At 62.2% G+C, this 26,613-nt stretch carries 23 protein-coding genes and 1 pseudogene; 14 read left to right on the top strand and 10 right to left on the bottom strand.

Features of this window, described 5'->3' with window-relative positions; all coding sequences use genetic code 11:
• Positions 1-126 precede the first annotated feature (126 nt).
• Positions 127-1,083: a VOC family protein gene (locus tag HJB83_RS26435; RefSeq protein WP_207585370.1), complete on the top strand. Its 957-nt coding sequence runs from the start codon at positions 127-129 to the stop codon at positions 1,081-1,083.
• A gap of 10 nt (positions 1,084-1,093) precedes the next feature.
• On the top strand, positions 1,094-1,738 hold the full coding sequence (locus tag HJB83_RS26430) for an alpha/beta hydrolase (RefSeq protein ID WP_221132921.1): 645 nt from the start codon (positions 1,094-1,096) through the stop codon (positions 1,736-1,738).
• A gap of 286 nt (positions 1,739-2,024) precedes the next feature.
• On the opposite strand, the gene HJB83_RS26425 is transcribed toward HJB83_RS26430, so the two are convergent.
• Positions 2,025-3,665 (bottom strand): hypothetical protein, encoded by a 1,641-nt coding sequence (locus HJB83_RS26425; RefSeq protein ID WP_207585368.1) that lies wholly within the window; start codon positions 3,663-3,665, stop codon positions 2,025-2,027.
• A gap of 180 nt (positions 3,666-3,845) precedes the next feature.
• On the opposite strand from HJB83_RS26425, the gene HJB83_RS26420 reads away from it, so the two are divergent.
• From HJB83_RS26420 to HJB83_RS26385, 8 genes are all read left to right on the top strand, one after another.
• Positions 3,846-4,436 (top strand): hypothetical protein, encoded by a 591-nt coding sequence (locus HJB83_RS26420; protein ID WP_207585367.1) that lies wholly within the window; start codon positions 3,846-3,848, stop codon positions 4,434-4,436.
• Positions 4,437-4,572: 136 nt separating this feature from the next.
• Complete coding sequence (locus HJB83_RS26415) at positions 4,573-4,950, top strand: hypothetical protein (RefSeq protein ID WP_207585366.1); 378 nt, start codon at positions 4,573-4,575, stop codon at positions 4,948-4,950.
• 211 nt (positions 4,951-5,161) lie between these two features.
• On the top strand, positions 5,162-7,111 hold the full coding sequence (locus HJB83_RS26410; protein WP_207585365.1) for a DUF4384 domain-containing protein: 1,950 nt from the start codon (positions 5,162-5,164) through the stop codon (positions 7,109-7,111).
• A 22-nt stretch (positions 7,112-7,133) separates the two neighbouring features.
• On the top strand, positions 7,134-8,750 hold the full coding sequence (locus HJB83_RS26405) for a caspase family protein (RefSeq protein ID WP_221132920.1): 1,617 nt from the start codon (positions 7,134-7,136) through the stop codon (positions 8,748-8,750).
• Positions 8,747-11,308 carry a trypsin-like serine protease gene (locus tag HJB83_RS26400; protein ID WP_221132919.1) on the top strand — a complete coding sequence of 854 codons (2,562 nt, stop codon included), beginning with the start codon at positions 8,747-8,749 and terminating at the stop codon, positions 11,306-11,308. Before HJB83_RS26405 ends, HJB83_RS26400 begins: the two co-directional genes overlap by 4 nt.
• A gap of 13 nt (positions 11,309-11,321) precedes the next feature.
• The gene (locus tag HJB83_RS26395) at positions 11,322-12,509 is read left to right on the top strand and encodes a serpin family protein (protein ID WP_207585362.1); all 1,188 of its coding nucleotides are present in this window, start codon (positions 11,322-11,324) and stop codon (positions 12,507-12,509) included.
• A gap of 96 nt (positions 12,510-12,605) precedes the next feature.
• The gene (locus tag HJB83_RS26390) at positions 12,606-15,011 is read left to right on the top strand and encodes a protein kinase domain-containing protein (protein WP_221115562.1); all 2,406 of its coding nucleotides are present in this window, start codon (positions 12,606-12,608) and stop codon (positions 15,009-15,011) included.
• A 227-nt stretch (positions 15,012-15,238) separates the two neighbouring features.
• Complete coding sequence (locus HJB83_RS26385; protein ID WP_207585360.1) at positions 15,239-15,550, top strand: DUF982 domain-containing protein; 312 nt, start codon at positions 15,239-15,241, stop codon at positions 15,548-15,550.
• 171 nt (positions 15,551-15,721) lie between these two features.
• Here the strand turns inward: HJB83_RS26385 and HJB83_RS26380 are convergent, their stop codons facing one another.
• From HJB83_RS26380 to HJB83_RS26360, 5 genes and pseudogenes are all read right to left on the bottom strand, one after another.
• On the bottom strand, positions 15,722-16,306 hold the full coding sequence (locus HJB83_RS26380) for an ATP-dependent Clp protease proteolytic subunit (RefSeq protein WP_221132918.1): 585 nt from the start codon (positions 16,304-16,306) through the stop codon (positions 15,722-15,724).
• Positions 16,307-16,351: 45 nt separating this feature from the next.
• Positions 16,352-16,711 carry an SRPBCC domain-containing protein gene (locus tag HJB83_RS26375; RefSeq protein WP_207585358.1) on the bottom strand — a complete coding sequence of 120 codons (360 nt, stop codon included), beginning with the start codon at positions 16,709-16,711 and terminating at the stop codon, positions 16,352-16,354.
• Positions 16,708-17,022, bottom strand: a complete 315-nt coding sequence (locus tag HJB83_RS34335) for a helix-turn-helix transcriptional regulator (RefSeq protein ID WP_246762890.1) — start codon at positions 17,020-17,022, stop codon at positions 16,708-16,710. Before HJB83_RS34335 ends, HJB83_RS26375 begins: the two co-directional genes overlap by 4 nt.
• A 279-nt stretch (positions 17,023-17,301) precedes the next feature.
• A pseudogene (locus HJB83_RS26365) lies at positions 17,302-19,072 on the bottom strand (adenylate/guanylate cyclase domain-containing protein).
• A gap of 338 nt (positions 19,073-19,410) precedes the next feature.
• Positions 19,411-19,596: a 4-oxalocrotonate tautomerase gene (locus tag HJB83_RS26360; protein ID WP_003594927.1), complete on the bottom strand. Its 186-nt coding sequence runs from the start codon at positions 19,594-19,596 to the stop codon at positions 19,411-19,413.
• Positions 19,597-19,721: 125 nt separating this feature from the next.
• On the opposite strand from HJB83_RS26360, the gene HJB83_RS26355 reads away from it, so the two are divergent.
• A complete protein-coding gene (locus tag HJB83_RS26355) occupies positions 19,722-20,606 on the top strand; it encodes a LysR family transcriptional regulator (RefSeq protein WP_207585355.1) in 885 nt (294 codons plus the stop codon).
• Between the two features lie 148 nt (positions 20,607-20,754).
• Here HJB83_RS26355 and HJB83_RS26350 read toward each other — a convergent pair whose 3' ends face one another.
• Complete coding sequence (locus HJB83_RS26350) at positions 20,755-20,937, bottom strand: hypothetical protein (RefSeq protein WP_207585354.1); 183 nt, start codon at positions 20,935-20,937, stop codon at positions 20,755-20,757.
• A gap of 287 nt (positions 20,938-21,224) precedes the next feature.
• Between HJB83_RS26350 and HJB83_RS26345 the strand changes: the two genes are divergently transcribed.
• Positions 21,225-21,671: a hypothetical protein gene (locus tag HJB83_RS26345; RefSeq protein WP_207585353.1), complete on the top strand. Its 447-nt coding sequence runs from the start codon at positions 21,225-21,227 to the stop codon at positions 21,669-21,671.
• Positions 21,672-21,742: 71 nt separating this feature from the next.
• Here HJB83_RS26345 and HJB83_RS26340 read toward each other — a convergent pair whose 3' ends face one another.
• Both HJB83_RS26340 and HJB83_RS26335 read right to left on the bottom strand, forming a co-directional pair.
• Entirely contained in the window at positions 21,743-22,513 is a 771-nt protein-coding gene (locus tag HJB83_RS26340) for an SDR family NAD(P)-dependent oxidoreductase (protein ID WP_207585637.1), read from the bottom strand.
• Positions 22,514-22,759: 246 nt separating this feature from the next.
• Entirely contained in the window at positions 22,760-23,653 is an 894-nt protein-coding gene (locus tag HJB83_RS26335) for a LysR family transcriptional regulator (RefSeq protein WP_207585352.1), read from the bottom strand.
• Between the two features lie 155 nt (positions 23,654-23,808).
• Between HJB83_RS26335 and HJB83_RS26330 the strand changes: the two genes are divergently transcribed.
• Complete coding sequence (locus HJB83_RS26330; RefSeq protein WP_207585351.1) at positions 23,809-24,462, top strand: hydrolase; 654 nt, start codon at positions 23,809-23,811, stop codon at positions 24,460-24,462.
• Between the two features lie 188 nt (positions 24,463-24,650).
• Here HJB83_RS26330 and HJB83_RS26325 read toward each other — a convergent pair whose 3' ends face one another.
• Positions 24,651-25,544 (bottom strand): LysR family transcriptional regulator, encoded by an 894-nt coding sequence (locus HJB83_RS26325; RefSeq protein ID WP_207585350.1) that lies wholly within the window; start codon positions 25,542-25,544, stop codon positions 24,651-24,653.
• 103 nt (positions 25,545-25,647) lie between these two features.
• Here HJB83_RS26325 and HJB83_RS26320 point away from each other — a divergent pair, with 103 nt between their 5' ends.
• Entirely contained in the window at positions 25,648-26,517 is an 870-nt protein-coding gene (locus tag HJB83_RS26320; RefSeq protein ID WP_207585349.1) for an SDR family oxidoreductase, read from the top strand.
• The last annotated feature ends 96 nt before the right edge of the window (positions 26,518-26,613 follow it).

Raw genomic sequence — 26,613 nt, 5'->3', positions numbered from 1 at the left:
CGATTGCATCGGCTATAGTTGTGACGATCACGACGCGCGGCTCGCTCTGCCGGCAACCGTGGCTCCGGATGAACGCGGGGGAGGACCCGCGTCCGGAATTGGAGACCGTTTCCGGAGGAGGAAAACATGGCCCTTATCAGCGGATATCATCATCTGACGCTTTGCACCGACGGTGCGCAGGAAGATTACGACTTCTACACCAAAGTGCTCGGCCTCCATTCGGTCAAGCGCACCGTGCTATTTGACGGCACGATCCCCGTCTACCACCTCTATTACGGCTCTCGGAACGGCGATGCCTCCACCATCATCACCACCTTCCCGTTCCGGAAACCCGGTGTTTTCGGCCGGCGTGGCACCAATCAGTCCAAGATCATCCAGATGGCCATTCCCGTCGGCTCCGCCGGCTACTGGATCGACCGGCTGAACGGCAAGGGCGTCGAGGCAGCCAAGATTTCGCGCTTCGGCATCACCCGCGTCGCCTTCAAGCATCCCTGCGGCATTCCGCACGAACTGGTCGAGAGCCCTGCGGACAACCGCGCCTCGATCGTCAACGAGGCACAGGGCGTTGTTGCGGTGCATGGCATCAAGGGCATCTACGGCGCGGCGATCGCCGTTTTCGACCGCACCGCGATGGATGACTTCCTCGGCGTCGGAATGTCGATGACGAAGGAAGCAGACAGCGACGAAGGCCTGATGTTCTCGGTGCCGAATCCCGGCGGACCGACCAGCATGGTCGAAGTGCTGCACGAGTCGAACGGCCCCCAGGGCACTTGGACGCTGGCGGGTGGAACGATCCACCATCTCGCACTCAACACCGGCAACGAGGAAAACCAGCTCAAGCTCAAGGCGCATATCGAAGGCCTGGGCTTCACCGACGTGTCGGACCAGAAGGACCGCAATTATTTCAAGTCTTGCTATGTCCGTTCGCCGGGCGGCGCGCTGTTCGAAATCGCATGGTCCGTCGAGGGTGGCTGGGCACTCGACGAACCCGCCGACCAGATCGGCACCACGCTGGTTTTCCCGCCGTGGTTCGAAGGCCGCAAGCAGGAACTGATCGCCGGACTAGAACCGGCGAATTTTTGAGCCAATGCCGATGTCGCACCACGACGCACCGCTCCTCCTCGGCGTGCCACCCGAGGCGGCCTTGGTTCACTGCGTCTTCATCCATGGGCGAACCCAGTCGCCCGAGGACATGCAGGAGCAGGTGATTTCCAGGCTGAGGACGAAGGGCATCGCCTACCTTCTGCCCCGCGCGCGCGCCAACAGCTGGTACGACGCCCGCGCCACCGACGTGCTGACGGACTGGACCCGCAAGCAGCTGGAGCAGTCCATCGGCTATATCAGGGATCTGGTCCAAGGACTGTCGAACGGCCAGGCCCATCCGAAGCCGCTCGTTATCGGCGGCTTCAGCCAAGGCGCCTGCCTGGCGCTGGAATATGCCATGCAGCACGGGCCCTGGCATGGCGCAATGGCAGCCCTGACCGGTTGCCGCGTCGGCACGCAGACATGCGACCGCCCCTTCGCCGACCTCGACAGGCTGCCGGTCTATCTGACGGGCTCCGACAAGGATCCATGGATCCCCGTCGATGCCTTCGCCCATACGGCGGAGGCACTGGCACGGGCGCGCGCTCGGCTGCATTGCGACATCCTGCCCGACAGGTCCCACGAAGTTTCCGCGACCGAGATCGCGCAGCTGGAGAAGATAATGTGTGGGCTGGCGAATCAAAGCTGGTGGTAGGCCTACCGGCGGCGCAAGAGACCGGATCTGGAAGGACACCCACATCATTTCCGCGTCGAAAAATGCCCAAAGCCCGAAATCGCAGATGGGAGCAAAACCGCAGACGAATCAATCGATCGATCGCCGCCTTGATGAGAATCGAACAGCCGGCACTGTATCCATCGTCAAGAATTAGAATTTGAAGCAGTTCTCTCGGTGCCACTGAAGAAATCGAGGAGGTGGCCGCTCAAATGGTCGCGACGGGACGATCGCTTTTCCCGTCCTGTTACAGCCGGCATGAGGCCTTTCACCCATCCAGCCCCTTGAAGCGCACCGGTTGGTAGCCGCGCATCAACAGGCTGCCGAGCGAATAGGTGTTGCGGCAGACGCGGCCCTTGCAGGCGTTTGGCGACGCCTCCATCACCTCAACCTTGCGGTCGTCGGTGAAGCGCATGAACAGCAGCACATGCGAGCCGGGCTTGTTCAACGCGTCGCCCGGCCGCATCGACCAGGGGTCGGAGACGCGCTTGGTGATATCGGGAATGGCACGCGTCGAGACATGCATCTTCAGGCCCCAGGCGTCGCTGACGAAGCCGGAGCAATCGACGCCGAGGATGTTGGATTGCGGCGCGCTCTTGGTGCAGACATTGCCGGCGGTCTGGCCCTTCTCGACGCCGTCCATGAAATCCTCGAGCCGCGTCTTGCAGCCCCAGCAATAGGGAACGCCCTTGACCGTCTGTCCCTGCTTGCCGATCAGATAGATCGGCCGGCGCAGCCGGTTCATGTTGATGCAGCCGGGGCCTGGATCCTTGCCATAGGCGGTCGATGTGACCAGCCAGTTCAGCGTCTCGAAGCCGATCGCCCGCTCGATGACGTCGCTGCGAGACTTCGGCACGATCGCCACCTTCGGCCCCTTGCCCGGCTTGCCGGCATTCGGCTGCTTTGCCGGCCGGGCGACGGCAAGCTTGCCGCCAGGGTCGCGGCCGTCGAGCCGCAGCACCTGCGCCCGGCTTTCCTGCGATCTTAAATAGAGCACATCGCCGCGCGGGCCGATCGCCACGAAGCGTCTCGAAAACACCGTACCGGGGTCGATCGGCAGGTCGTAGACCCGGTCCATCGCCCCGTTCGGCGTGAAGCGCACCACCAGCATGCCGGTGCGCTCCGGCCGGTCGGCCGGCACCAGTTCGACCAGCGCATAGGGCCTGCCCGTCGTGTCGATGTCGAGAAGTTCGACGGTGCCGATCCTTGTCTCCGAGGTCAGCGGCAGCGACAGGAAATTCTCCTCCGAGCTGCTGCGCCGCAGCAGGATTTCGGCCTTGTCGTTTGCAGCCGAGACCTCGGCAACGATATCGCCAAGCCCGCGGCTCGGCACATATTGAATGACCGGCGGGCGGGCCTCGGGCCGGCTGGTGCTGCGGCCGATCTCGTCGACTATGCTGTTCAGCGGACCCGGCGGCACCGAGCCCATCGAGGCGAAGACCGAACGGGTGTAATCGTCGGCATCGCCGCCATCGACGGCGCGCAGCGTCTGCGACCTTCCGTCGGCCTCGGTGGAGCGCTCGAGCGGCACGACGCCGTCCGACCAGAGGTAGAGTTCGTTGTGGACGACGGCGAGATCTTCGGGCGTCGCATTTTCCGGCAAAGGCAGGATTTCGGGCTCAGCCTGCGAGCGTTCGGCGTCGACAGCGAGCACGCGGCCGTTATTCTGGTCGAGAATATAGATGGTGCCGTCGTCGCCGACGGTGATCGCCGCCGGACCGGATGCCTCGACTTCTTCGCTGGCGGAAATGATGCCGACCGAGCGGCCGCCGTCGCCGCTGCGAAGCTCGATCATCACAGTGTCTTTGGCAAAAACTGGGTCTTTGGCTAAAACCGGGTCTTTGGCAAAAACCGGCGAAGCGACCGCAAGTGCCGCGGCAATCAGAATATGCGACCCAAAACTACGCATGTCCTCGACCCCCGAACAGGACGATGTCAGGCCGGCTCGGCCCTCTGTGACCGTCAAGTCTTCGAAATGGTAAGATAGATGCGCCTCGTCAGCAAGCTGTTGCTTTCCAAACGATTTGGAGATCGGCGCCGGCGATAGTACAAGATCATCGTCTCGAAGATTTGCCGGCGGGAAATGCTTATGCTGGAATGGAATGGTGACGAACTGGCGCTCGACATAAGCTTGCTGGAGCAGGTGCGCGCCGCCCGGATAGGCTTCTCCGATCGCGTCTGCGCGGCCTCGCAAAGCACCGACGACAAACATCTGGCGCAGCTGCGCTCCGAGCCGACCTATCTGATGGCCGAGTTCCTCTATTCGATGAAAGTGTTCGGCATCAACACGGCTGAAGATATCGAGCGCTTCGCCGATCTGCACAATGATTACGTGGTGTCGCTCACCCGCGATCCGGCCAAGCTTCAGCGGCTCGGGCTGTCGCAGGATCGGGCGCTCGCCTCGATGTTCACCGCCGACACCAAGCCGCGGCTGATCCAGAACTGGGCCGATAAACCAGGCGCGATCGACCAGTCCAATCTCGCCCGTTTTCTGGTGGCGGTGATGTCGAGCGAGACCTGCCGCAAGACGCTGATCGATTTCGAGACGGCCGGCTTCATGCAGCGCAAGCGCTCGCCCTACGGCACCATGGTCGTCTGGTCCACAGGACAGATCGAGGAGATCTTCGGCGAGATGCTGCGGGATCTCCGCCTCGGCCTGCAGCAGTTGAAGATCCTCTAGCCAGCCAATTTCGCCCCTCCCAATCGATTGGCACTGAGCGCCGTTGCCATCTTTCCGGCCTCTGCCTATTGTCGGGATGCCAGTTATCCAAGCACTGGTCGCGCGCAGTGGCGCCCATAAGACGGATGTGACGACGATGACGAAATTCCGGCTCATAACCCTGTCGATCGGCCTCCTCATAGTGCTGCAGATGCCTGAACTCGCCCATGCCGGCCCGGCCGAGGATGCGCTGGCGGCGCGCAACCCTTCGCTTGCGGCACTCCGCCAGCATGACGGAAAGGCCTTTGCCGCGGCGACCGCGATCATTGCCGAGCACGAACGCGAGAAGGGGCTGACACCCGGTCAAACCAAGCTGCCGGATGCGACCTCGCCAGGGCGCGACATGGGCTCGGTGCCCGGCAAGGAATTGACGGTCGACAATCCGGATATTCTCTGGCTCTACAATTCCTCGCCCGAGGGCATGAGCGACCTGATCTCGATTTTGAAATCAGCTGGACAGAAACCCAAGAACTAAGCGCAATTCCGAAGTGGAAAAGACGACATCGGACGGCGAATATTGCCGATCCCGAGTCTTGCTCACGGCTTTTTCGGGACGGTTTCTTGCAGGTTCCAAATAATTTGTAACCCTCCCTCAAGCAAGACAGGCAAAGCCATCCCAATTTCGCCGGTCGGTGCTATTCTCATCTTCAACACAGTGTGAGATTGTTCGAAGAGGAGGTTTTCCAATGCTCAACCGCAAAGCCATCCTGGCCGCCGCCACCTTTCTTTCGTTCTTTTCGGTGGTTCCCGCCGTCGAGGCGCAGAACGAACGCACACTGACCGAAGCGCCGGCACAGACCGGGCCTGTCAGCATCACCTTCGATCGCGCCGAGGCCAAATACGCCATCGGCGAAGTTGTCGGCCTGTTCATTCAATCGACCGAGAATAGCTATGTCACGGTGTTGAACGTCTCGCCGAACGGCTCCGTCGTAAAGCTTTTTCCCAACAAGTATCAGACCGACGCCCTAGTCGGGGCCGGCAAGCGCGTGCAGGTGCCGGATCCGGCCAGCGGCGCCCGGCTGCAGGTGTCCGGCCCTGTGGGACAGGAGCAGATCAAGGTCTTCTATTCTTCCAAGCCGCTGAACATCTTCGCCGATCTCGGCGGCAGCGGCAGCGGCATGTTCCGCTCGGTTGACGGCGGCATGGATGCCGTTTCGCGCAGCCTTGAAGAAGCCCGCAGCCTCGGCACCAAGATCAGCAGCAAGACGCTGATGCTGACGACGGTCGACAGCCCGGCGGCGCTGCCGACCCCTGCCGCACCACCTGTTGCAGCTGCCCCCGCAGCAAAACCCGCACCGGTCGAACAGGCGGCAAAGCCGCCCGTTGCACCGAAACCGAAGCCGGTGATCAAACAGGAAGTCGCCAAGAAGCCGGAAACGGTGGTGGAAAAACCGAAGGCTGCCCCAAAGCCTGTGGCGCCGAAGCCGGTCGAGCAGGCCGCACAACAGCCGCCGAAGAAATACAAGATCGTCACCAATCTGGCGCCCGGCCAGGAGCTTGCCGCCGATGAGCTGCAATTGATCGGCCCCGCCGACACCACCTCGTCCACCCGGCCGACCCAATACACACAGCCAAAGCAGTATAAGCAGCCGGCCCAATCGTCGCAGACCACGATGCCGAAACTGCCGATGCCGCAGCTCAAGATGCCGCAGTTCAAGCTTCCCGGCGGTTTCAGCATCAAGATGCCGCAGCTGAACCTCGGCCGCTCGGCCGAACCCAGCCAGGCCGGCGAAGAGATCGAGGTCGCGAACGCCGATACGCCTGCCTGCACCGCGCTTCTCGACAAGCTCAACACCGCCGTTGCCGCCAAGGATATCACAGCCGCCGCGACTGAGGCCGATACGATCGCCGTCAGCGCCGATTGCGGCCAGTTCCAGGTGAATGCCCAGCGCCGCGTTGCAGCCCTCAGGCTTGCCGCTGCCCAGGAAATGATGGCCGCCAACCAGCCGGTCACCGATTACGAACCGCTGCTTGTCGCCGCCGATAGCCCGCAGGTGCTCTGGCAGGCCTCCGCCACGCTCGGCGAGATCTATTTCTCCGCCCGCCGCTTCGCCGATGCCGCCGCCGATTACCAGCAGGCGATCGAGATCATCAAGAACGAGACCCGCACGCCGAAGGCGCCGCCGGCAGACACGATCTCCGATCTGATCCAGCGTGCCGCCCAGGCCCGCATCCTTGCCGCCAACCCGACGAGCGACAATCCCCAAGGCAGCTTCGTGCCGGCCGAGAAGGATCACCGCAGCGGTGTGCTCGGCGGCATCTATTCCGAGAATGTCCGCGGCATCGTGCCGGTCTCCATTCCCGTGCCGATCACCTTCGACTTCAACAAGTCGAGCTTCACCTCGATCGGCACCGAGGCCGCCCAGGAATTGCTCGAAGCCCTGAAGGAGCAGAAGCCCGGCCGCGTCATCCTGATCGGCCACACCGACCGGCGCGGCGGTGACGATTATAATCAGAAGCTGTCCGAGCGCCGTGCCCAAGCCGTCGCCGATTTCCTCAAGAGCCACGGCATCGACGCTTCGATCGACGCTGAAGGCCGTGGCGCCTCCGAGCCGGTGGATGTGACGGCAACCGCAAACCTCACCGAAGACGATGTCGATGCGCTGAACCGCCGCGTCGAATGGCGCCGCGAATAGCCGGGGCGAGGGGAGTTTGGCCATGTCCGCATCCGTTTCCATGGCCGCCGCATTTGCCCTCCTCAGCCTGGCGGCCACCAACAGCCTGGCAAGGACGATCGAAGCGCCCGATCGCGGCGCCGTCCGAGCCGTGCTGATCGGCATCGACCTCTACCGCAACGTTCCACCGCTGCATGGCGCCGTCGCCGATGCCGAGGATCTTTCGCTTTCGCTGCGCTCGGTCGGCGTCGAGGACATGACGCTGCTGAAGAACGGCGAGGCCGACCGCGAGGGCATCTTCCATGCGATCGAAGCCGTCACCGAGCGGGCAGGGGCCGGCGATCTCGTCGTGCTCGGCATCGCCGGCCACGGGTCGAGCGAGCCGGAGCGCGTCAAGGGCTCGAAGCCGAGCGGCCGCGACGAGGTCTATGTGCTCGCCGGCTTCGATACCCGGCTGCCGGGATCGCGCGAACGCATCTTCGGCGACGAATTCAAGGTGCTGATCCGCAACCTCGAGGCCAAGGGCGCCGATGTCGTCTTCATCGCCGATACCTGCCATGCCGGCGGCCTGACCCGCGATGTCGATCCGCGCGGCGCCGCGATCACCTGGCGCCAGGCGCCGTCCTATACGATCGAGGAGGACGATCTCGCGCCGATCTCGACGACGGCGGATGCGCTTTCCACCGGCTTCGATTTCAAACGGCTGACCTTCCTCGCCGCCGTCGACGACAACACCAAATCGCCGGAGATATCCATTCCCGGCATTCCGCAGAAACGCGGCGCGCTGAGTTATGCCACCGCCCGCGCCTTCGAAGGGGCGGCCGACCGCAACGGCGACGGCGCCGTCAGCCGCCGCGAACTCTTCGAATATGTGCGCCAGTCGGTCTATCAGTTCACCGATCAGCGACAGAACATTTTTACCGAAAGCCCGCCGGGAACCGATCTCGACCGCGCGGTGGTCTACCATTACGAAGGGGCGGGAACGACGACAGAAGTAGCGAAATCAAGCACTCCGCCGCCCGCCGAGCCCGCGCCGATCGGCGTTGCCGCCCTCGGCGCCGCACCGGTGCTGCAGGGCATTGGACCGGCCATCACGCTCTTCAAGCTGACAGAGGGTGCGAATGCCGACATTGTCTTCGATCCGGAAAAGCGCGAGGCGATTGCCGGCGGCGATGTCGTCGCCTCCGGCATCGGTGCCGGCGACATGCCTTTCGTCGTCGACCGGATGGCCGCGCTCGACACGCTGAAGCGGCTGTCGGAGGTTAATCCGCAGACCGTGCGCGTCACCCCGTCCGACACCGTCCATCGCGAGGGCGAGCGTGTCGGCGTCGCGATTTCCGATCTAGCGGGCCGCAAGCTGGTGCTCTTCGACGTCACCGGCGATGGCACCGTGCAGTTCCTCTATCCCGGCGAGAAGGATGGCGATGCGCAGATGCCGGCGAGCTTCGATCTCGATCTTTCCGTCGTCGCCCCGTTCGGCACCGATCTCTTGGTTGCCGTCACCTCGGAAAAGCCAATGCCCGAGCTCGTCGAGTTCCTGAAACAGAACGACAGGCGCCGCACCGCCGGCAACATCGCCAGGCGGCTCGGCGAATTCCTGCCCGAGGGCGCCCGCCTCGGATTTACGGTCCTCTATACCTCCGCCGGAGCCAAGCTATGAGCGCGTCGATCAGCAAGGTCCTGACTATTGCCTCCGTCATGCTGCTCCTGGCTGCGCCTGCGCTGGGCCAGCAGGATACCGATTTCGCCGGCGAGGATGGCGGCCGTGTCATCGGCGGCCAGGCTGCGAAGAAGGGCGAATGGCCCTGGCAGGTCAAGATCCTGGCGCCCGATCCCGAACAGCGCGGTCGCTTCGGCGGCCATTGCGGCGGCTCGCTGATTGCGCCGCGCTGGATCTTGACCGCCGCCCATTGCGTCACCAGCGGCCGCTCCGGCAAGCAGGATCTGTTCGCCCGCGACCTGTTGATCGTCGAGGGCAAGTCGAAGATCGACAAGGTCATATCCGTCGACGGACCGGATAAACCCGGCCTTGCCGTCGAAGACGTGGTCATCCATGAGGATTTCGACCGCAAGGTCTTTGCCAACGACATCGCCCTGATCAAGCTTGCCGAACCCGCCGTCTCCAGGCCTGCAGTCCTCGCCTCGGCGGGGGATGACGAGGTCGAGGCCGCCGGTCACATGGCTGTCGTCACAGGCTGGGGTTATACCAAGGCCGATCACGGCTGGGACGACAAATACCTGCCGACCGAGCTGCAGGAAGTCGAGCTGCCGATCGTTCCGCGCGAGGATTGCCGCGCCGCCTATCGCGACAGCTCGATGCGGATGAACCCGATCGACGAGCGCAATGTCTGCGCCGGTTATGCCGAAGGCGGCAAGGATGCCTGCCAGGGCGACAGCGGCGGCCCGCTGGTTGCGCAGCGCCCCGACAAGAGCTGGATCCAGCTCGGCATCGTCAGCTGGGGTGCCGGCTGCGCCGAGGCTAAACATTACGGCGTCTATACCCGCGTCGCCGCCTTCCGCGACTGGATCGCCGCCAAGACCGAGGGCGATGTGCCGAATGTCGAAGCTTCAGCCGCCGGCGATCAGGTCGCCTCGACCACCACCAGCGCCGGCGCTGGGACGAAGCTGAGACAGTCCGGCCAGAAACTCGCCAACCTCGCCATCACCACCCCTCCCGCCGGCGATAGCGCGCCTGCCGCCACGACCGAAACGCCAGACGCCCCCACCGGCGAACCCGCCGCCCAGCCGCCTGCAGTCCAGACACCCGCCGTCCAGCCGCCTGTGGTCCAGACGCCTGCTGCCCAAACACCCGTTGCTCAGGCGCCCTCGATCGAAAGCTCTCCCGGCGACCGCGTGCTGCTGATCGGCATCGACGATTATGAGATGCGCGAGGCGAAACTGACCGGTTCTGCCAGCGATGTGAAGTCGATGCAGCTCTTCCTCGTGAAGACGCTCGCCTACCGCCCGGAACAGATCCACACGCTGACCAACCGCAAGGCCAGCCGCGAGGCGATCCTTGCCGAAATCGACGACTGGCTGGTGCGCCAGTCGACACCTGGAAGCCGGGTCTTCCTTTATTTCAGTGGGCAAGGTTCCGAGGAAATGGGCGCCGAGGCGACGACCAGCCCGACGCTTGTTGCAGCCGACGCCAAGCTGGTGCGCGAGGCCGGCAAGGTAACGGTCACCAATCAGATCCGCGAAACCGAAATCGCCGCACGGCTGAACAGCCTCAAGGACCGCCGCGTCACGCTGCTGATCGATGCCTGCCATGTCGGGCCGGGCAGCCGCAGCGCGGTGGCGGCGCCAAGCGGCGGCAACGTCCGTTGCCTCGGTCCGGCGCTGGCTGCGCTCGAACCGCCGAACAAGTCCGGCACGGAAGCGAAATTCTCGTTCGGCGGCGAAAACGCCATGGTCTGGTCGGCGGTCAATTCAGGCCAATGGGCGCTCGTCGACCGCGAGGCCAAGCCGCCGGGCGGCGTCTTCACCCGCCGCTTCATCGAAGGCGTTGAGGATGGCGTGGCGCGCGCCGCCGACAAGCCGAATGTCAGCAATGCCGCCCTGCTTGATTATGTCCGGCGCAAATCCGACGAATATTGCCGAACCCATGCCGACGATTGCCGCTTCACGCCGGTCCCACAGTTTTATGGCCAGCCGGATGCGCTCGGCCGCGATGTCATCACCGGCGAGGAGGCAAAAACCCCGCTCGCCGCCGTCGAGAACACGCTGAAAAGCGACAATGAGGCCGGCGTTGCCGTCGACGTGTTGCCTGGCACCTCGGTCGGCATCGGCGACAAGGTGGCGATGCGGGTGTCGACCAAGAAGTCCGGCTATCTGATCCTGGTCGATATCGATGCCTCCGGCAAGCTGACGCAGCTTTACCCGAACAAGCGCTCGATGGGGCTGAAACCATCAGCCAAGAGCGGCGACAACCGGCTCGATCCGGCCCGGCCGGTCGTCGTGCCCGATGCGCGCAATCCCTATACCGGCTTCGAATATGTGGTGGAGGGACCTTCCGGCGTCGGCATGGTCGTCGCCATCCTCAGCGACAAGCCGATCGAAGTGCTCGACCTGCCGGATGTGCCGACCCCGCTGGTCGGCCAGCGCGCCGCCTTCAACTATGTCTACGACCTCGCCCGCAGCCTGAGGATCGTCGGCGACGACGAGACTGGCGGCCAAGGCAAATGGTCGTTCGATTCCAAATTCTATCGCATCCGCTGAAGAGGAGGGAAGCATGCCGAAATCCACGCTGCTGGCGGGTCTTGCCGCTTCCCTGCTGACGCTCGCCTCAGCCGCCCATGCCGACAACTCCGGCGACGGCAAATCGATGCTCGCCGCCCAGGCCGGGCTCGCCGCCGAGCTGATCGACCGCACGCTGGCAAAGGAGGGTGCGGCTAATATCATGGTGTCGCCGGCAAGCCTTGCAGCAGCCCTCGGCCTTGCCAGCCTCGGCGCCTCCGCCGAAGGCAAGGCCGCAATCGCCAAAGGCCTCGGCTTCGGCAGCGAGGTGAAGGGGCCGGAGACGGTGCTTGACGCGATGTCACAGGAGAAGCCGGCCGCCGCGGATGCGTCTTTGGCGACGGCTGTTGCGATCGTCTTCGACGATAAGCTGGTGCTCGTCCCCGACGCGCTCTCGATGCTCGCCACCCACCGCATCAAGCCCTCGATCGAGGATCTCGACGGACCGGCATCGGTCGAGCACATCAACCTCTGGGTCAAAGAGACGACGCGCGGCGCCATTCCCGTCATGCTCGACGCGCCGCCCGGCGGCGGTTTCGTCAGCCTCGGCGCGCTGTCCTTCAAGGCGCGTTGGAAGACCTCTTTCGAGCGGGAAAGCCCGGCGAGCCCCTTTCAGCGGCCGGACGGTTCGACGATTTCGGTGCCGATGATGCATCTTGCCGGCGATGGGCAGAAATTCCGCTTCGACGATAAATTTGCCGCCGTCGACCTTGCTTATGCCGGCGAAAGCTACAGCATGGTCGTGGTGGCGGCGCGCTCCGGCAAAGGTGTCGCCGGCGCCGACCTGAAGGCGCTTACCTCCTGGCTGCAGGGCGAAAAATTCGAAGCGGCCAAGGGTGAAATCTTCCTGCCCCGCTTTTCCCTGAACGACGGGCGTGATTTGATGCCGATACTGAATGCGATGGGACTGACGCCCGAAAAGGCCAAGCATGCCACCTTCCCGGGTTTCACCAAGGAAAACATTCGCTTGTCGCGCGTTCTTCAGAAGACGATGATCAAGGTTGACGAAAACGGCACGGAGGCGGCGGCAGCCACGGCAGCGATCACAGAACGCAGCATCGATCCCAAGCTCGTTCGCGTCGTCGCCGATGCCCGTTTTGCCTTCGCACTTCGCGATACGAAAAGCGGCCTGCTGCTGGCCGCCGGCCTGATCGGCGATCCGCTTCTGGAACAGGATGATTGAAGGCCGATTGGCCTGAAATCTGAATCCTGTTCTGCATGAAAGAGTCAGAGCATGGCCGGCGAATAGAAATGCCAATGATTGCAGGGGGACACGTGCATGAGAAGTGATCTGATCGCCCGCTACACGATCGGCGAGCCGGTCTATGAGAACGAGTTCATCGTCTATCCCGCCCAGGACAAGCGGATGGACCATGCGGTCTTTATCGTCGCCCCCGATGTGGCGTTAAAATTGGACAAGGCGCGTTTCGAGCGGGTCTGGACCTCCATCAACGAGGCCAAATCGCTGACCGCCCGCCGCTTCGTCGAAATCGAGGACCTCATCCCGCCGTCGCCGGAAGACGACAATTTTTATATCGTCGAGAAACGGCCGTCGAAGACGCTGCACCAATATCTCGACGAAACCGAAATGGTGGCCTACGAGCGCGCCGCCGAGATCGGCCGCCACATCCTCGAAGGCCTGGCGACGCTGCACGGCGCCGGTTATGCCCACAACGCGCTGACGGACCAGTGCATCTACGTCTCGGAGGATTATTCCGGCCTGTCGGTCCGGATCGGCAACCTGCACCTGATCTCGAAGATCGGCGAGCACATCATCCCGCCCTATGTGCCCGAATTCGGCGCGCCGGAGATCTATGCCAGCGGCACCTTCTCCGCCTCATCAGCTCTCGACATCTACGCAATGGGCATGATCGCCTACAAGCTTTTCCTGCCGCGGCAGACCTATAACAGCGTCTTCGATAGCGTCATGGTCTGGGAAGACGAACACCAGCGCGAGCAGAGTTGGAAGAACATCCATCTCGATCCTTCCAACATCTTTCCCCGCCTCGACGTGCTGATCCCCGGCTTTCCCGAGGGTCTGGCAAGCCTGATCGAGCGGATGCTGAGCCGCGACCCGGCCCAGCGGCCGCGCACCGGCGCCGATGCGCTCGGCGAATACACAAGGGTGACGACCGGCATCCAGCCGATGTCGTGGGATCCGCGCGGCGGCATGCAGCAGCAACAGGAGGCGCCGAAACCGAAAAAGTGGACGCCTGTCAAAATCTCCATGATCGCAGCCCTGCTGTTGATCTGCATCGGCGTCGGCGTCGTCACTATTCCGAAGCTGCTGCGCCCGGATCCGAAACTCGTTGCCGATGTCGGCGTCTGGAAGAAGGAGGCCGAAAGCCGCAAACAGCAGGCGATCGCCGCCAAGGCGCCGGAGCGGCCGGCCAGTGACCAGGCGAAGCTCTCCTATGACACCGGCGCCTCGGCACTGACCTCTGCCGATGCCCTGCTGAAGGATGAAGACTACGAAAAGGCCCTTCCGGGCTACCAGTCTGCCGCGATCAATCTCGGCAATGCGCTGATCGCCATCTCAAAGGAGAACGCCGAAAAGGCGAAAGCCGCCGCTTCGACTGCCGGCGGCGACAAGGCGCCGGCTTTTGCCGACGCCGATGCCAAGATGAAGGCTGCTGCCGACAGCGCTACGGCCAAGCAAATGCATGCGGCCGTCGACGGCTACGACGCATCGAAGACCGGTTTTAACGATCTCGCCAAGGCACTCACGGCGCTGACGGCGGCCGAAAAAGACGCGGCGGCGAAGCGCGAGACGGTCAATCGCATCGGCGCCGGCGATAGTCCGGATGTCGCCAAGGCGAGCGGGTTGATGACCGAGGCAAAGGCCAAGGCTGAACAATGGCAGATGCCGGCGGCGACATCAGGCTATGGCGACGCCGCCAAACTCCTTGCCGCCATCATCGCCGACGTCATGGCGTCGAAGGACGAGGCGACGGCGCTAAAGCAAAAGGTCGCCGATCTCAACGCCTCGATCACGACGCGCGCCGGTGCAGCCGATCCGACGCTTGCATCACTCGCGCCGAAGATCAGCGAGGCCGATGGCCGATATAGCGCCGAGGCCTATAAAATAGCGGTGGTCGCCTACAAACCGATCCTTGCCGATCTCGAGGCGCTGTCGGCGCGCGGCTTCTGCCCGGTTTCGCCGACCCTGGCCTTCGAGACTGTGCCGGCGGGAAGCTATTCGCTCGACAATGTGCGGCTGATGACCGCTTCGATGAAAGAGCTTGGCGGCATGCTCGGCGTTGCCAATGGCGCCGTCAAAGTCGAAAAATCCTTCTGCATGCAGGCGAAGGCCGTCACTCGCGCCGAGATGGCGGCATATTACACCGCCAATTCCGATCCCGCCTCAGCGCAGGCATACAGCGACAATCCGCAGCAGCCGGCCGACGACGTGCCGCTTGCCGTGGCTCAGACCTATACTGCCTGGTTGTCGAAGCAGCTGAACACGCCCGTTCACCTGCCGTCGGCAACCGAGTGGATGGCCAGTGCGACGAAGCTCGCGACGGAAAAACTGCCCGACAATGGCGACATCATCCTGCAATGGAGCGCCACCCCCTGCGAGGCCGGCGGCAATGTCGCCTTCATGGCGCAGGAGGGCTCGACCTTCGTCGTCTGCTCGGACGCTTCGGCCGGCGGCATTTTCAGGGTGACTGCGGAATTACGGTGAGTGAACCGGAGCGTCGAGATCGAAAAGGAAAAAATCCCGCATGCCTCCATCGGTGCAACACGTGTCGACGCAGCGCTTGAAAATAGGTCGCAGAGCGCCTTTTTTCTTCATTCGGCAGCCTCGCGCTCAAGCGGTACTCTTCACCAAATTTCAATTCCAACTTTCATAAAATGTGCGTATATTAGAGGTGGGGACTGCAGTATCCCCGCCTTGAGGGGTCGAGGACAATGTGCTGGAATACATCAGCAGCATTCACGCCGGTCGGTTTTGCTTTGCGGGGTCCGGCGTCTCGCAAGATCGTATGGACGCTGGGCGACGCGGCACGTCTCCTGATGAACGACTGGCCTTTCGATGACGGCGAGGAATATGTCGCTGCCGTGAAAGCCTGCGTCGACGCAATCAGCGGGAAAATTGCCCCGGAACAATTCCGGGAAGCGCTTCTGCGTGCGGCCGAAGAGGCGGGCATCGCGGCTCTCTGTCTCGTCCCGCAGGGCGTGGCAGCGCGACGACCGGACCTGCCGTCGAAGGCGCAAAGATAGTCCCAATTTCGAGAAGCTGACGCAGGTTTGCGCCACAAGCGATCATTGCTGGCATCGCGAAACTGTCTATTCTGCGGCGTTGCAAAAGACAGGAAAACAAGTGTCGCGTTAATCGGGATTTTTGCGACAACGGGGCCATATCCCTTACTGATCGGCCGGGGCTTCGCGGACCTACATGATCTTGTCGATCAAGCCCCATTCCAATGCTTCTTGCGGCGTCATGAAGCGGTCGCGGTCCATGGCGCGTTCAAAATCCTCATAGGAGCGCCCGCAATGTTCCGCGTAGAGCCGTGTCATACGCTGCTTTGTTTTCAGGATTTCCTCGGCGTGAATTTGCATATCCGACGCCTGCCCCTGAAAGCCGCCTGATGGCTGGTGGATCAGGATGCTTGCATTTGGTAGGGTGGCCCGCTCGCCCGGCTCGCCCGCCATCAGTAGAAACGATCCCATAGAGCGGGCCGTACCCATGCAGAGCGTGTGAACCGGTGCGCGGATGTAGCGCATGGTGTCATACATGGCGAGGCCGCTGGTCACGACGCCGCCCGGCGAATTGATATAGAGGTTGATGGGCTTTTTGGGGTTTTCTGCTTCCAGAAACAGCAGCTGCGCGCAGACGAGGGCCGAAACGGTGTCGTTCACCTCGCCATTGAGAAAGATAATCCGCTCACGAAGAAGCCGGGAATAAATATCGAATGATCGTTCCCCCCGGCTGGACTGTTCTATGACCATAGGGACGAGCTGCATCGCTTCGCGCATCGGCGACCTCCAAACTTCCAGAGTTTTAGGGTGAGGCTCGCCGCGTCAGGCGGCGAGCATGAGGGGCGGGCTGTTGCTGTTTACGGCCGTCCTCGCCATTCGGTCAAATCTTGCATCCGTCAGTTCGTGGACGATCCGAAGGCAGGTTCCGCCCGTCGCGTTCGGTGTGATCGTGAACGTCACGGTGCTTTCAAGGAATGGTGGGCTGTCGTCGCGCAGCTTGTAGCGGACTTCTTGGCCGGGGGTGACGGCGATCGCATCGGGATCGGCCAATGCCTCCTTTGGCAACCACCTTTCCCGAAATTCGGGAACGGTGACAGCGCGCCAGACCTTTTGCGGCGGATCGCTCAAGTCAAATTCCTGCTCGACGCTGCTATCCTGCTCCTTGGTCTTCCCTTCGTTCATTGATCCATGTCCTTCAGCAAGACTTTGAGTGCTGCGATACGCTCCGGCCAATAGGCGCGGTATTTTGCGAGCCACTGGGCGATGAGAGCCAACCCATCGGGATCGACTTCGTAATTCACGAAACGCCCCTGTCGTTGTTCCCTCACGAGCTTTGCACTCCGCAGAACTGCAAGGTGTTGCGACATTGCCGGCTGGCTGATCTCCATGCCTTCACGCAAGGCGCTGGCGTTCATGCTCCCCGCCGCCAGCTTCTCGAAAATCGCGCGGCGGGTCGGGTCTGCCAGAGCTCGGAAAAAGTCATTCTCGATCATGCCAACACATAAGCACACACTTATCTGATTCGCAAGCCTGTTTTCGAGACGACTTTCTGGTGTCGCTGGCGGGCATGCCAGCGTTTCGACGGCGGCCTTGGTCGCTTCGCGGGCGAAGGCGCGTTTCTGATCGTCGGTTCGGCCGGGATGCATCTGCAGGTGAAGAATATGCATGTTTTCTCGATGTTCGTTCGCACAATCTGAGGCGAACCAGATACAAGGCGGCGTGCTCTAGAGCCGTACGGAAGCTGTGGGACGACTGCCGGCGATGGAATGCAATCACTCGGTGAGGCCAGCTTTGCGCAGTCCGTCCACAATGCGCTCGAAATCGGCAGGGTTCTTGTAGGGCAGCACTTTGCGCCTGTGCTCCAGGGAATAATCGGGATTGATCCGGAACACTTCCTCCCACTGCCCCCGCGCCTCCGCCAAGCAGCCCAAGTGACCATAGCTCGCCGCCAGCAACACACGTGAGATGTCGGTGGCTGGATTGCGGACTAGTCGTCGCTTCAGGAAGACAACGGCCTCCTCGTACCTGCCCAACTGGAACATCGCCTGCGCGTGGAAGTGCAGAAAAATGTCTGGATAATATGGATTCAGGGCGATCGCCCGCTCGAAGCAGACGAGGGCCTCGTCGGATCTGCCCGCATAAGTGCAGCGCGTTTCCGAGGCTCTCGTGGCCCTCGACAAGATTGGGAGCAAGCGCGATCGCGCGTTCAGCCTCGCGGATGGCCACGTCAAGTCGTCGCAGGTACAAGTTGACGACGGCCAGCGCCCAATGTGCGTACGGATACCGATCGTCGAGCGCCACCGCCAGCGTCGCAGCCTCGGTCGCCTGTTCCAGCGATTTCGACGGCGATCGGCTCCACTGGTTAACGTAGGCCAGCCCGTGCGTGACGGCGAGGAAGGCGTGCGCCGGGGCGAATTTCGGGTCCAGATCGACGGCGCGCTGCAGCAATTGCCGGCCCTGAATGTTCTGCTCTCTCGTCAGCCGCCACATGTGTTCACGGCCCCGCAGGAAGCAGTCATAGGCTTCCAGATTTTGAGTTTGCTCGGTCGCGAGCCGCTGCTGGTCCCCGGCCGTCAGCTTGAGTTCCAGAGCGCCGACGATCTGCTGCGTGACGTCATCCTGCACTGCGAAGATATCGGTCAGGTCGCGATCGAAACGCTCCGCCCACTGATGCCCGCCGGTAGTGGCATCAATCAGCTGCGCGGTGATCCTCACCTTGTTGCCTGATTTGCGGACGCTTCCTTCCAGCACGTAGCGCACCTTGAGGCTGTCGCCCACTTCCTGCACGTTCACGTTCCGGCCCTTGAAGGTAAACGACGAGTTGCGAGCGATGACAAACAGCTGCGACAGCTTCGATAGAGCTGTGATGATATCTTCGGAGATGCCGTCAGCGAAGTACTCCTGCTCGGCATCGCCGCTCATGTTGACGAATGGCAGCACGGCAATCGAGAGGTCCAACGGCAATGCGGCCGGCGCAGGAGCAACGGCGGCGGTCACTCCTGGCTTTACCTCCGCGGCGGTGCCGACCTGGAGCGAATAGATCCGGATCGGCTCGGCAATGTTCTTGAGTTGCGTGTTGCCGAGATCGCTGACGGAGAGATCGAGTCTCGCCCTGACCTGGCGATAGGCGTCCTCGGACAGGCAAATAGCGCCGGGGGCCGCGATACCCTCGAGACGCGAGGCGATGTTGACGCCGTCGCCCATCAGGTCGCCATCGAATTCCTCTACTACGTCCCCCAGATGGATGCCGATCCGGAACTCGATGCGCCGATCCTGCTGAACGCCGGCGTTGCGCTCGACCATGCCGTTCTGCACCTCGATGGCGCAGCGCACGGCATCGACAACGCTGCGGAATTCGACCAGCGCTCCGTCACCAGTGCGCTTGATGACACGGCCGTTGTGCACTGCGATGGTTGGATCGATCAGGTCGCTGCGCAGTGCCCGCAACCTTGCCAGGGTGCGATCTTCGTCCTCGCTGGCGAGCCGGCTGTATCCAACTACGTCCGCGGCCAGAATTGCGGCCAGCTTGCGATTCTCGCTCATAGAGCCGTCCCCCATCTCCACGATAGCAGGAAGACAGAGACAGGGGAACTTCTGCCCAGGGCGATCTCGGCTGAGATCAAGTTCTCTGGTGCATCTGCGACCTACAGCGTGTTCGTCGACGATGTCTGCTTTCAGGCAGACTCCGCCATGGCTCAAATGCGCGGAAAGCCTAAGTCCGGGCGAAGCCAGGTGCCCCCAGCTTGCGGGCGGTGGATTCGCAGCAGCCAGTAAGTCAACCGGTCGCTCGACGCGGTCAACACGGGAGCCGCGTGCCGGCTCCCTGTCCAACAGCATGGCGGCGTCCCGCAGCTCGAGCCTTCGATGCTGCGGGACGTCTCTCAGGCCTCGGATTTCAGCTTGCCGCCTACCGCCCAGGAATCCTTGGCGATCTCCGTTATGAGGATTTCCACCGATTCCGGCGGGCATGCCAGCGTCTCGACGGCGGCCTTCGTCGCTTCCCGGGCGAAGGCGCGTTTCTGATCGTCAGTGCGGCCGGGATGCATCTGCAGATGAAGAATAGGCATGTTTTCTCCTTGGTCATGTTGGTTATATCAGTCGCCTTGGCTCGGGCGTGACCACTATCTTGCAAATGCTGAGGTTGATAAATAAGCTGCCGGTATCGTCATTCGAAACCAACAGGTAGGCAATCATGGACAAGCTGGCCGGCATGGCGATGTTTGTCAGGGTCATCGACAACGGCAGTTTCGCGGCCGCCGCGGAGATCGCGCAAGTGTCGCCTGCCATGGTCGCCAAGCACATCAAGACCATCGAGACCCGGCTCGGGGCGAAGCTGATCCATCGCACCACCCGACGCCATCAGCTCACAGAGGTTGGCCAGCTCTATTACGAGCGCTGCAAACGCGCGCTTTCCGAAGTGGCGCTGGCCGAGGCTTCGGCGAGCGAGCTGCAATCGGCGCCGCGCGGCCGGCTTCGGTTGGTGGCACCGGTCAGCTTTGGGACGCAGATCCTGGTGCCGGCGCTGATCGATTACCAGAACGCCTATCCCGACGTCAGCATCGAGCTGTCGCTCGACAACAATGTCCATGACCTCGTCGGCGAGGGGTTCGAGCTCGGCATCCACATCGGACCGTTATCCGACGACAGCCTGGTCGCCCGCCCGCTCACGCCCTACCGGCGGATTCTCGCTGCCGCGCCGGATTATCTCGCCCGCCATGGCCGGCCGGCCTCGCCTGAGGCTCTGACGAACCATCTCTGCCTCGGCCACTCCTATTGGCGCATGCAGGATCGCTGGCACCTGGTCGGGCCGGGAGGCGAAATGCGTGACGTGTTGATTTCCGGAAAATTCTCCACCAACCAGGGGGCAGCACTTCGCATGGCAGCGCTCAGCGGCGCGGGAATTGTGCTTCAGCCGGAACTGCTGCTCGCCGCTGATATCGTCGAAGGACGGCTTGAGCAGGTGCTGCCGGAATGGTCCTACAAGCCCGTTCCGATGTCCCTCGTCTATCCGCCGAACCGCCGGCCGACAGCGATGTTGCGGACGGTGATCGATTTCCTGGTGGAACGGTTTGGCTAGCGACACTCGGGACGCCAACGGTCGCTACTTAGCGGACGCGTATAAGCTCGCGCTCGCAGTCTACAGTAACCGGTGTTCCAGTCCCACTTTGCTTGAATTGTTCTTGAAGTAGAATGGCGCGAAAATAGGCCACGTGGAGTCGCCCGGTTTATTTATCGGATACGTCATAGGAGCTGTAGAAGCTCGGGTCCTTATCAAACACGTCGTAGTTATCGGCCGATTTCGTGGTCGACTTGTTGGTGACCTTGCGACGAAAAGCAAAGAGAAAAACCGCTGCCAATAAGGCGATGCCTAATGCCACCCCGATAAGAGCCGAAACTATCATCGTCATGATCCACTCCTCCGATACGAGGACAGTAAGGCACACTCCTTAAAAGACAACTTATCGCTGAAGGAGTTTAGGCATGCGATAGAGTTCGGCGATCCGCCTTCTTCCAACCGGCGCTGGCCGGCGCGAGATGTCGCTAAGTTTCGGGATATCGCCTAACAGCCCCACAACCCGATAGATGGATTATTAACTTCGAAATTAACTCAGGCGTGCAAGCCCATGGCAGCGGAGCCAGTTGATCGTATGATTGCCGCAATTGTCGAAGGTCGGTTTAGCTTGGGAGCGGACCCGTGCGTGTTCGCATTATCTGTGTTCTGATCCTGTCAATCGCCTTTGCGCGCTTCATGCCTGTGGTGATGGAGTTTGGCCGGGCGCTTTACGTAGACGACGACTTCGGAGCACCCGCTTCACCTGACCTCGTCTTCATCGCCATGTCGGTCATCCCAGGTATTCTCGCGGCAGCGGGCCTCTGGCTGGCGGATGTCCGGCAGCGCAGGTTACCGCTGCTCGCCTTGCCGCTCGGCATCATCATGTCGATCGGTGTGGGTTATGGCAGCACATTCTTCGCATTTCGCTACGCGACGGCCCGCTACGACATCCTGACCAACGACTGCTATTACACAAACGCCCTGGCTTTTCAGGGTAGGACTGGCGTCTTCATCTCATGGGGTGGACGAACGGCTTTTCATCCACTCGAAAAAGTTCGATCGATGATTCTTGTACCAGCCGGAGCCTAGTCAGCATGGCCAGCGGGACGCGATGAGCCACCTCTATGTCAGATTGTCCGAGGCGTGCAGCAGCCTCGGCCTCATGCGACGGACCATCCACCGTCCACCAGCAGGTTGGCACCGGTGATCAGGCTCGAAGCCGGCGATGCCAGGAAGACGACGGCACCCACCACATCATCGGTTTCACCGATCCGGCCGAGTGGAATGTGACCGAGCGTCGCTTTGCGATTGTCGGCATCGGATAGAAAAGGTGCTGTACCATCCGTGTGGATGAACGTCGGCGATACGGTGTTCACGGTGACATTATAGGCTGCCCATTCGGCTGCAAGGCAGCGCGTGAGGTGATTGATTGCCGCCTTGCTCATGCAATAGATTGCCTCGCCGCGCAGCGCCACGGTGCCGGCCTGTGAGCTGATGTTGATGATCCGGCCCCCATTGCGCTTGATCATGTGACGCCCCACTGCCTGCGTCATCAGAAAGGTGCCCTTAATGTTGACATCGAGGATCTCGTCAAGGTCCTTCTCCTCGACGAGTTCCGCGAGATTGCCGGGAGCCACGCCGACATTGTTGATGAGCACGTCGACCCGACCGAATGTAGCAAGCGCTGCATCGACGGCTTGTGCGATATGGGCCTTGTTGGGAATGTCCAGTTCAACAGTGATGACTTTTCGTCCCGTCCCCTCGAGTTCGGCCACCAGGCCTGCCGACGCTGCGACATCGCGGACCCCCAAAACAATATCGGAGCCTGCTGCGGCACAGGCAAGCGCGCAAGCTCGACCGATGCCACGGCTCGCTCCCGTCACCAAAGTCACCTTGCCCTCAAGGCTGAAGTCCGGCGCTTTCTTCTGCATCATGGTGCCTCCCTCGATGAAATCAATTTATGGCAGGGTCGGCGGGCGGATGCCAGAAATTCCACGCATTCTGAGGAGCGTCCCTTTGGCACGCGTCAGGTCTGCTTCGGGCCGGCAGCATCCGAAACCCGTCACACAAGCGGTCATTGAGGGATCGCTGCGCGCATACTCGCCCGAGGCGCTGGCGAACCTCGCCAAGCCCTGACATCGGATGAGACCGTGCCCGGCCTCCGCGCCCTTCGGGGGTTAGCGATCGAAGCCCGCTGGCTGCGGGGCCTGTTCGAAACACTCGATCAGCATTTCGGAGAGGACCCGTACCTTGCGGGCGGGATGCTGGCCCGGCGGGCGGATGACGTAGATGCCTGCCGGAGGCGGAGGATAGCGTGTCATGACCGGAACCAGCGCGCCGGAGGCCACGTATTGATGGGTGATGCCGTCGGGGATCCAGGCGATGCCGAGCCCTGCCAATGCGGCGGCGGCAAGTGCCGTGGCGTTGTCCGCCTTGAATCGCCCCCGCGGATGAACCGTGACGATCCTGTCGCCATCCATGAATTGCCAGGTTTCCGTTCCCTGCATGAGGGCCTGATGGGCGGCGAGGTCCTCCGGCCTCGCAGGTGAACCATTGCCTTTGATATAGTCCGGGCTCGCGACGAGCTTGCCATAAATCGGTCCGACGCGCTTTGCGATCAGGTTGGAGTCCGGAAGGAAACCAACCCGGATCGCACAATCGAAACCCTCTGCAATGAGATCGACGAAGCGATCGCTGTAGGAGGTGTCGATGTGAAGCTGGGGGTGGCGTCGCGCCATGTCCGCGAGCACGGGCGCGAAGTGGGTCGGGCCGAAGGAAAGCGGCAGTGCAACTCTCAGGCGGCCGCAAAGGTCACCGGCGGGCAGGATCGTCTCCCTGGCCGCGTCGATCTCGGCGCAGACCCTGGCCGCATAGTCCCGAAACGTGATCCCGGCCTCGGTGAGCGCCGCGCCGCGGGTGGTTCGTGCAAGAAGCTGGACGCCGAGATCCGCTTCAAGCCGGACGAGCCGCCGGCTGACGATTGACTTGGAGATGCCGAGCCGGCGCGCGGCTGATGTAACGCCACCCGCATCCGCAACTTCCACGAATGTCCTGAGCTCTTCAATATCCACTTCGGCGTTCCCCATTTCGCAACACAGCTTGGCACGAGAGAGCACTACCGTATCGCAAATGGGAATGACAGTGTCCGTTTCGGAGGCAGCGCCGCTGCTGGCGCGTGTCACCCGGCATACCAACCTCCCACACAACGGCAGCAGAGGATGTATTCATGACTTTTCGCAATGGCCTTGCTTCGCTTCTTCGTCCCGAGGATTCGGTCCTCGTTCTGATCGATCACCAGCCTTACCAGCTCGCGAATGTGAACAGCCACGAGCCGCAGATGGTGATCAACAATACGACGGGGCTGGCGAAGGCCGCCAAGGCCTTCGGTGTTCCGACAATCCTGACCACGGTGATCGCCGCGCGAGGCGGTCTCCTCTTCCCCCAGATCACGGATGTGTTTCCTGGTCAGGAGGTGATCGACCGGACGTTCATCAATACCTGGGAGGATCGCAAAGTGGTGGACGCGGTCAAGGCGACCGGCCGCAAGCAGCTGATCATTGCCGGTCTGTGGACCGAGGTCTGCGTCGCGATGCCGACGATCCAGGCCCTCGGCGAAGGCTGGGATGTGACTGTCATCACCGACGCGTCCGGCGCTGTATCGGTCGAAGCCCATGAGGTCGCCATCCAGCGCATGATCGCGGCTGGCGCAAACATGATGACGTGGATGGCACTGGCGTCCGAATGGCAGCGCGACTGGGCCCGGACCGACCAGGCCGCCGCCTTGACCGAGGTGATTACCCAGCATGCCGGCGGTAGCGGGATCGCATTCCTGTGGGAACAGCAACTGCTCAACACGCCGGTGCCGAACGCTGCAGGCTGATCCGAGCGGGGATGACGACAATCCTGACCGAGGCGTTGCGAAAGCGCGTCGTCTATCGGCTCGTCATCCCCTTCAACGAGACGCGAAGGGTGCGATGTCTCGTTCGGGCGGTCGATGGTCATGATGTTGCTCACACACAAGAGAGAGCTAACCTTTTCATGCACTCGGTCGCTTCGAGAGATCAGAACCTATCCCTCGACATAGGCTGCCAGCTCTTCCGCCGTACCCATGGGAAAGGCCACTTTCAAATAGTCGAGGAAGGCGGACACACGCGCGCTGAGTAGCCGTCGCGATGGATAGAGAGCCCAGAGCCGCGTTTCAGGCCCATCGACATCTCCCCAACGGACCAGTGTGCCGGCAGCAAGATCACGGCTGACCAGGGATACAGGAAGACGCGCCGCGCCGATGCCCATCCGGACGGCATCTCGGACCATGGTCAGCGAAGATAGGCAAAGAACTGGATCAACGACAATCTTGGATTGCCCGGTCGGCGTCATCATCGTCCAGGACCCGCCTTGATCCAGCGAGCCGCGGACGACCACGGGCACCACTGCCCCCTTCGCCGGGTGCGGAACGCTCGGGCTTGCTACAATCACCAGTCCATCACGCAGGAAAACCCGTCCGACAAGGCTCTCATCCGGGTCTGGATTGACACGGATCACCACGTCGTATCCTTCCTCCACCATGTCGACGGCACGGTCCTCTGTCGTGATCTCCAGGCGGACCTCCGGATATCTAAGGGCGAATCCCGCGGCCAGTTTGCCCATCGCCGTCTGGGAAAACAGCAATGGTGCACTGATCCGCAACCTGCCCCGCGGGCTGTTGCCGCCGAATGCGATGGCTGCGGCCGTTTCGTCGAGTTCCGTCAGCAGCGCGCCAGCCCTCTCATGAAGCGCTCGCCCCTCCTCCGTCAGCTTGAGCATACGCGCACCGCGCTCGAATAGCCGGAGCCCGAGGCTGGCTTCGAGTTCCGCTACCCGGCGCGAGAGCGTGGCTTTGGGACGGCCGGCAGCGCGTGCGGCGCGGCCGAAGCCGCCGTGGCGGGCGACGGTGACGAAATCGGCGAGGGCAAGCAAATCCATCTGTTCCATCCATGAGACGCGGCGTCCAGATTCAGCGTCTATTGGATCATCTGTGAGCCATCCATATTCGGGTTGTCAACAATGACTACCCCGGAGAAATCACATGACTATCCTTGTTACAGGCGCAACCGGCCGCGTGGGCCGCCAGGTTGTCAGCCAACTTCTCAAGCGCAAAGCCTCGGTTCGCGTTCTCGTCCGCGATCCCTCAAAGGCCAACCTCCCGGCCGACGTGGAGGTCGTGCAGGGCGACATGCTCGACATCGACGCATTGCGCGCCGCCTTCGACGGCATCAGAACGCTTTTCCTTCTGAACGCGGTGGCGGGCGACGAATTTACGCAAGCGCTCATCGCTCTCAACATTGCGCGCGAGTCAGGCGTCGAGCGTGTCGTCTACCTGTCCGTCATCCATAGCGAGCGGTTCGTGAACGTGCCCCACTTCGCGGTGAAGTCGGGTGCCGAACGGATGATCGAAGCGATGGGTTTTAGCGCCACTATCTTGCGTCCGGCCTACTTCATCGACAATGAGCTCATGATCAAAGACGTCATCTTCAATCATGGCGTCTATCCGATGCCGATTGGCAGCAAGGGGGTGGCCATGGTCGACACCCGAGACATCGCCGAGGTCGCGGCGATCGAGCTGATCCGGCGGGATCGAGCACCCGGCAAGCTGCCGGTCGAGACCATCAACCTGGTTGGCCCGAATACGCTGACCGGCTCGGACCTCGCCGCCATCTGGTCGGAGGTCCTGGGTCGCCCGGTCATCTATGGCGGCGACGACCCCACGGCGTTCGAGCAGAATCTCGCCACCTTCATGCCGAAATGGATGGCCTACGAGATGAGGCTGATGGCCGAACGCTATGTCAGCGACGGCATGGTGCCGGAAGCGGGCGATGTCGAGCGTCTCACTCAACTGCTGGGACGCCCGCTCCATAGCTATCGCGCCTTCGCTTCCGACCTCGTCGCGTCAGCCTGAACTCTCTTACGTCCAACGTCCCGAACAAAGAGCAATTCCAGCAAAAATGCGTAGCGGTTTCGCGTTCTATCTCTTTGTTTTCACGCAATTCCGGAC

It is taken from the genome of Rhizobium sp. NZLR11, assembly GCF_019685115.1.
Taxonomy (GTDB): domain Bacteria; phylum Pseudomonadota; class Alphaproteobacteria; order Rhizobiales; family Rhizobiaceae; genus Rhizobium.
This window is presented reverse-complemented; position numbering and strand designations above follow the sequence as displayed.

What these genes read in the sequence shown, in the direction of transcription:
- HJB83_RS26340 (WP_207585637.1), bottom strand. Translation starts at nt 22,513, where the DNA reads ATGCAGAAGAAAGCGCCGGACTTCAGCCTTGAGGGCAAGGTGACTTTG.
- HJB83_RS26375 (WP_207585358.1), bottom strand. Translation starts at nt 16,711, where the DNA reads ATGAACGAAGGGAAGACCAAGGAGCAGGATAGCAGCGTCGAGCAGGAA.
- HJB83_RS26405 (WP_221132920.1), top strand. Translation starts at nt 7,134, where the DNA reads ATGTCCGCATCCGTTTCCATGGCCGCCGCATTTGCCCTCCTCAGCCTG.
- HJB83_RS26355 (WP_207585355.1), top strand. Translation starts at nt 19,722, where the DNA reads ATGGACAAGCTGGCCGGCATGGCGATGTTTGTCAGGGTCATCGACAAC.
- HJB83_RS26415 (WP_207585366.1), top strand. Translation starts at nt 4,573, where the DNA reads ATGACGAAATTCCGGCTCATAACCCTGTCGATCGGCCTCCTCATAGTG.
- HJB83_RS26430 (WP_221132921.1), top strand. Translation starts at nt 1,094, where the DNA reads ATGTCGCACCACGACGCACCGCTCCTCCTCGGCGTGCCACCCGAGGCG.
- HJB83_RS26385 (WP_207585360.1), top strand. Translation starts at nt 15,239, where the DNA reads ATGTGCTGGAATACATCAGCAGCATTCACGCCGGTCGGTTTTGCTTTG.
- HJB83_RS26360 (WP_003594927.1), bottom strand. Translation starts at nt 19,596, where the DNA reads ATGCCTATTCTTCATCTGCAGATGCATCCCGGCCGCACTGACGATCAG.
- HJB83_RS26400 (WP_221132919.1), top strand. Translation starts at nt 8,747, where the DNA reads ATGAGCGCGTCGATCAGCAAGGTCCTGACTATTGCCTCCGTCATGCTG.
- HJB83_RS26325 (WP_207585350.1), bottom strand. Translation starts at nt 25,544, where the DNA reads ATGGATTTGCTTGCCCTCGCCGATTTCGTCACCGTCGCCCGCCACGGC.
- HJB83_RS26425 (WP_207585368.1), bottom strand. Translation starts at nt 3,665, where the DNA reads ATGCGTAGTTTTGGGTCGCATATTCTGATTGCCGCGGCACTTGCGGTC.
- HJB83_RS26330 (WP_207585351.1), top strand. Translation starts at nt 23,809, where the DNA reads ATGACTTTTCGCAATGGCCTTGCTTCGCTTCTTCGTCCCGAGGATTCG.
- HJB83_RS26410 (WP_207585365.1), top strand. Translation starts at nt 5,162, where the DNA reads ATGCTCAACCGCAAAGCCATCCTGGCCGCCGCCACCTTTCTTTCGTTC.
- HJB83_RS26435 (WP_207585370.1), top strand. Translation starts at nt 127, where the DNA reads ATGGCCCTTATCAGCGGATATCATCATCTGACGCTTTGCACCGACGGT.
- HJB83_RS26320 (WP_207585349.1), top strand. Translation starts at nt 25,648, where the DNA reads ATGACTATCCTTGTTACAGGCGCAACCGGCCGCGTGGGCCGCCAGGTT.
- HJB83_RS26380 (WP_221132918.1), bottom strand. Translation starts at nt 16,306, where the DNA reads ATGCGCGAAGCGATGCAGCTCGTCCCTATGGTCATAGAACAGTCCAGC.
- HJB83_RS26420 (WP_207585367.1), top strand. Translation starts at nt 3,846, where the DNA reads ATGCTGGAATGGAATGGTGACGAACTGGCGCTCGACATAAGCTTGCTG.
- HJB83_RS26350 (WP_207585354.1), bottom strand. Translation starts at nt 20,937, where the DNA reads ATGACGATGATAGTTTCGGCTCTTATCGGGGTGGCATTAGGCATCGCC.
- HJB83_RS26395 (WP_207585362.1), top strand. Translation starts at nt 11,322, where the DNA reads ATGCCGAAATCCACGCTGCTGGCGGGTCTTGCCGCTTCCCTGCTGACG.
- HJB83_RS26390 (WP_221115562.1), top strand. Translation starts at nt 12,606, where the DNA reads ATGAGAAGTGATCTGATCGCCCGCTACACGATCGGCGAGCCGGTCTAT.
- HJB83_RS34335 (WP_246762890.1), bottom strand. Translation starts at nt 17,022, where the DNA reads ATGATCGAGAATGACTTTTTCCGAGCTCTGGCAGACCCGACCCGCCGC.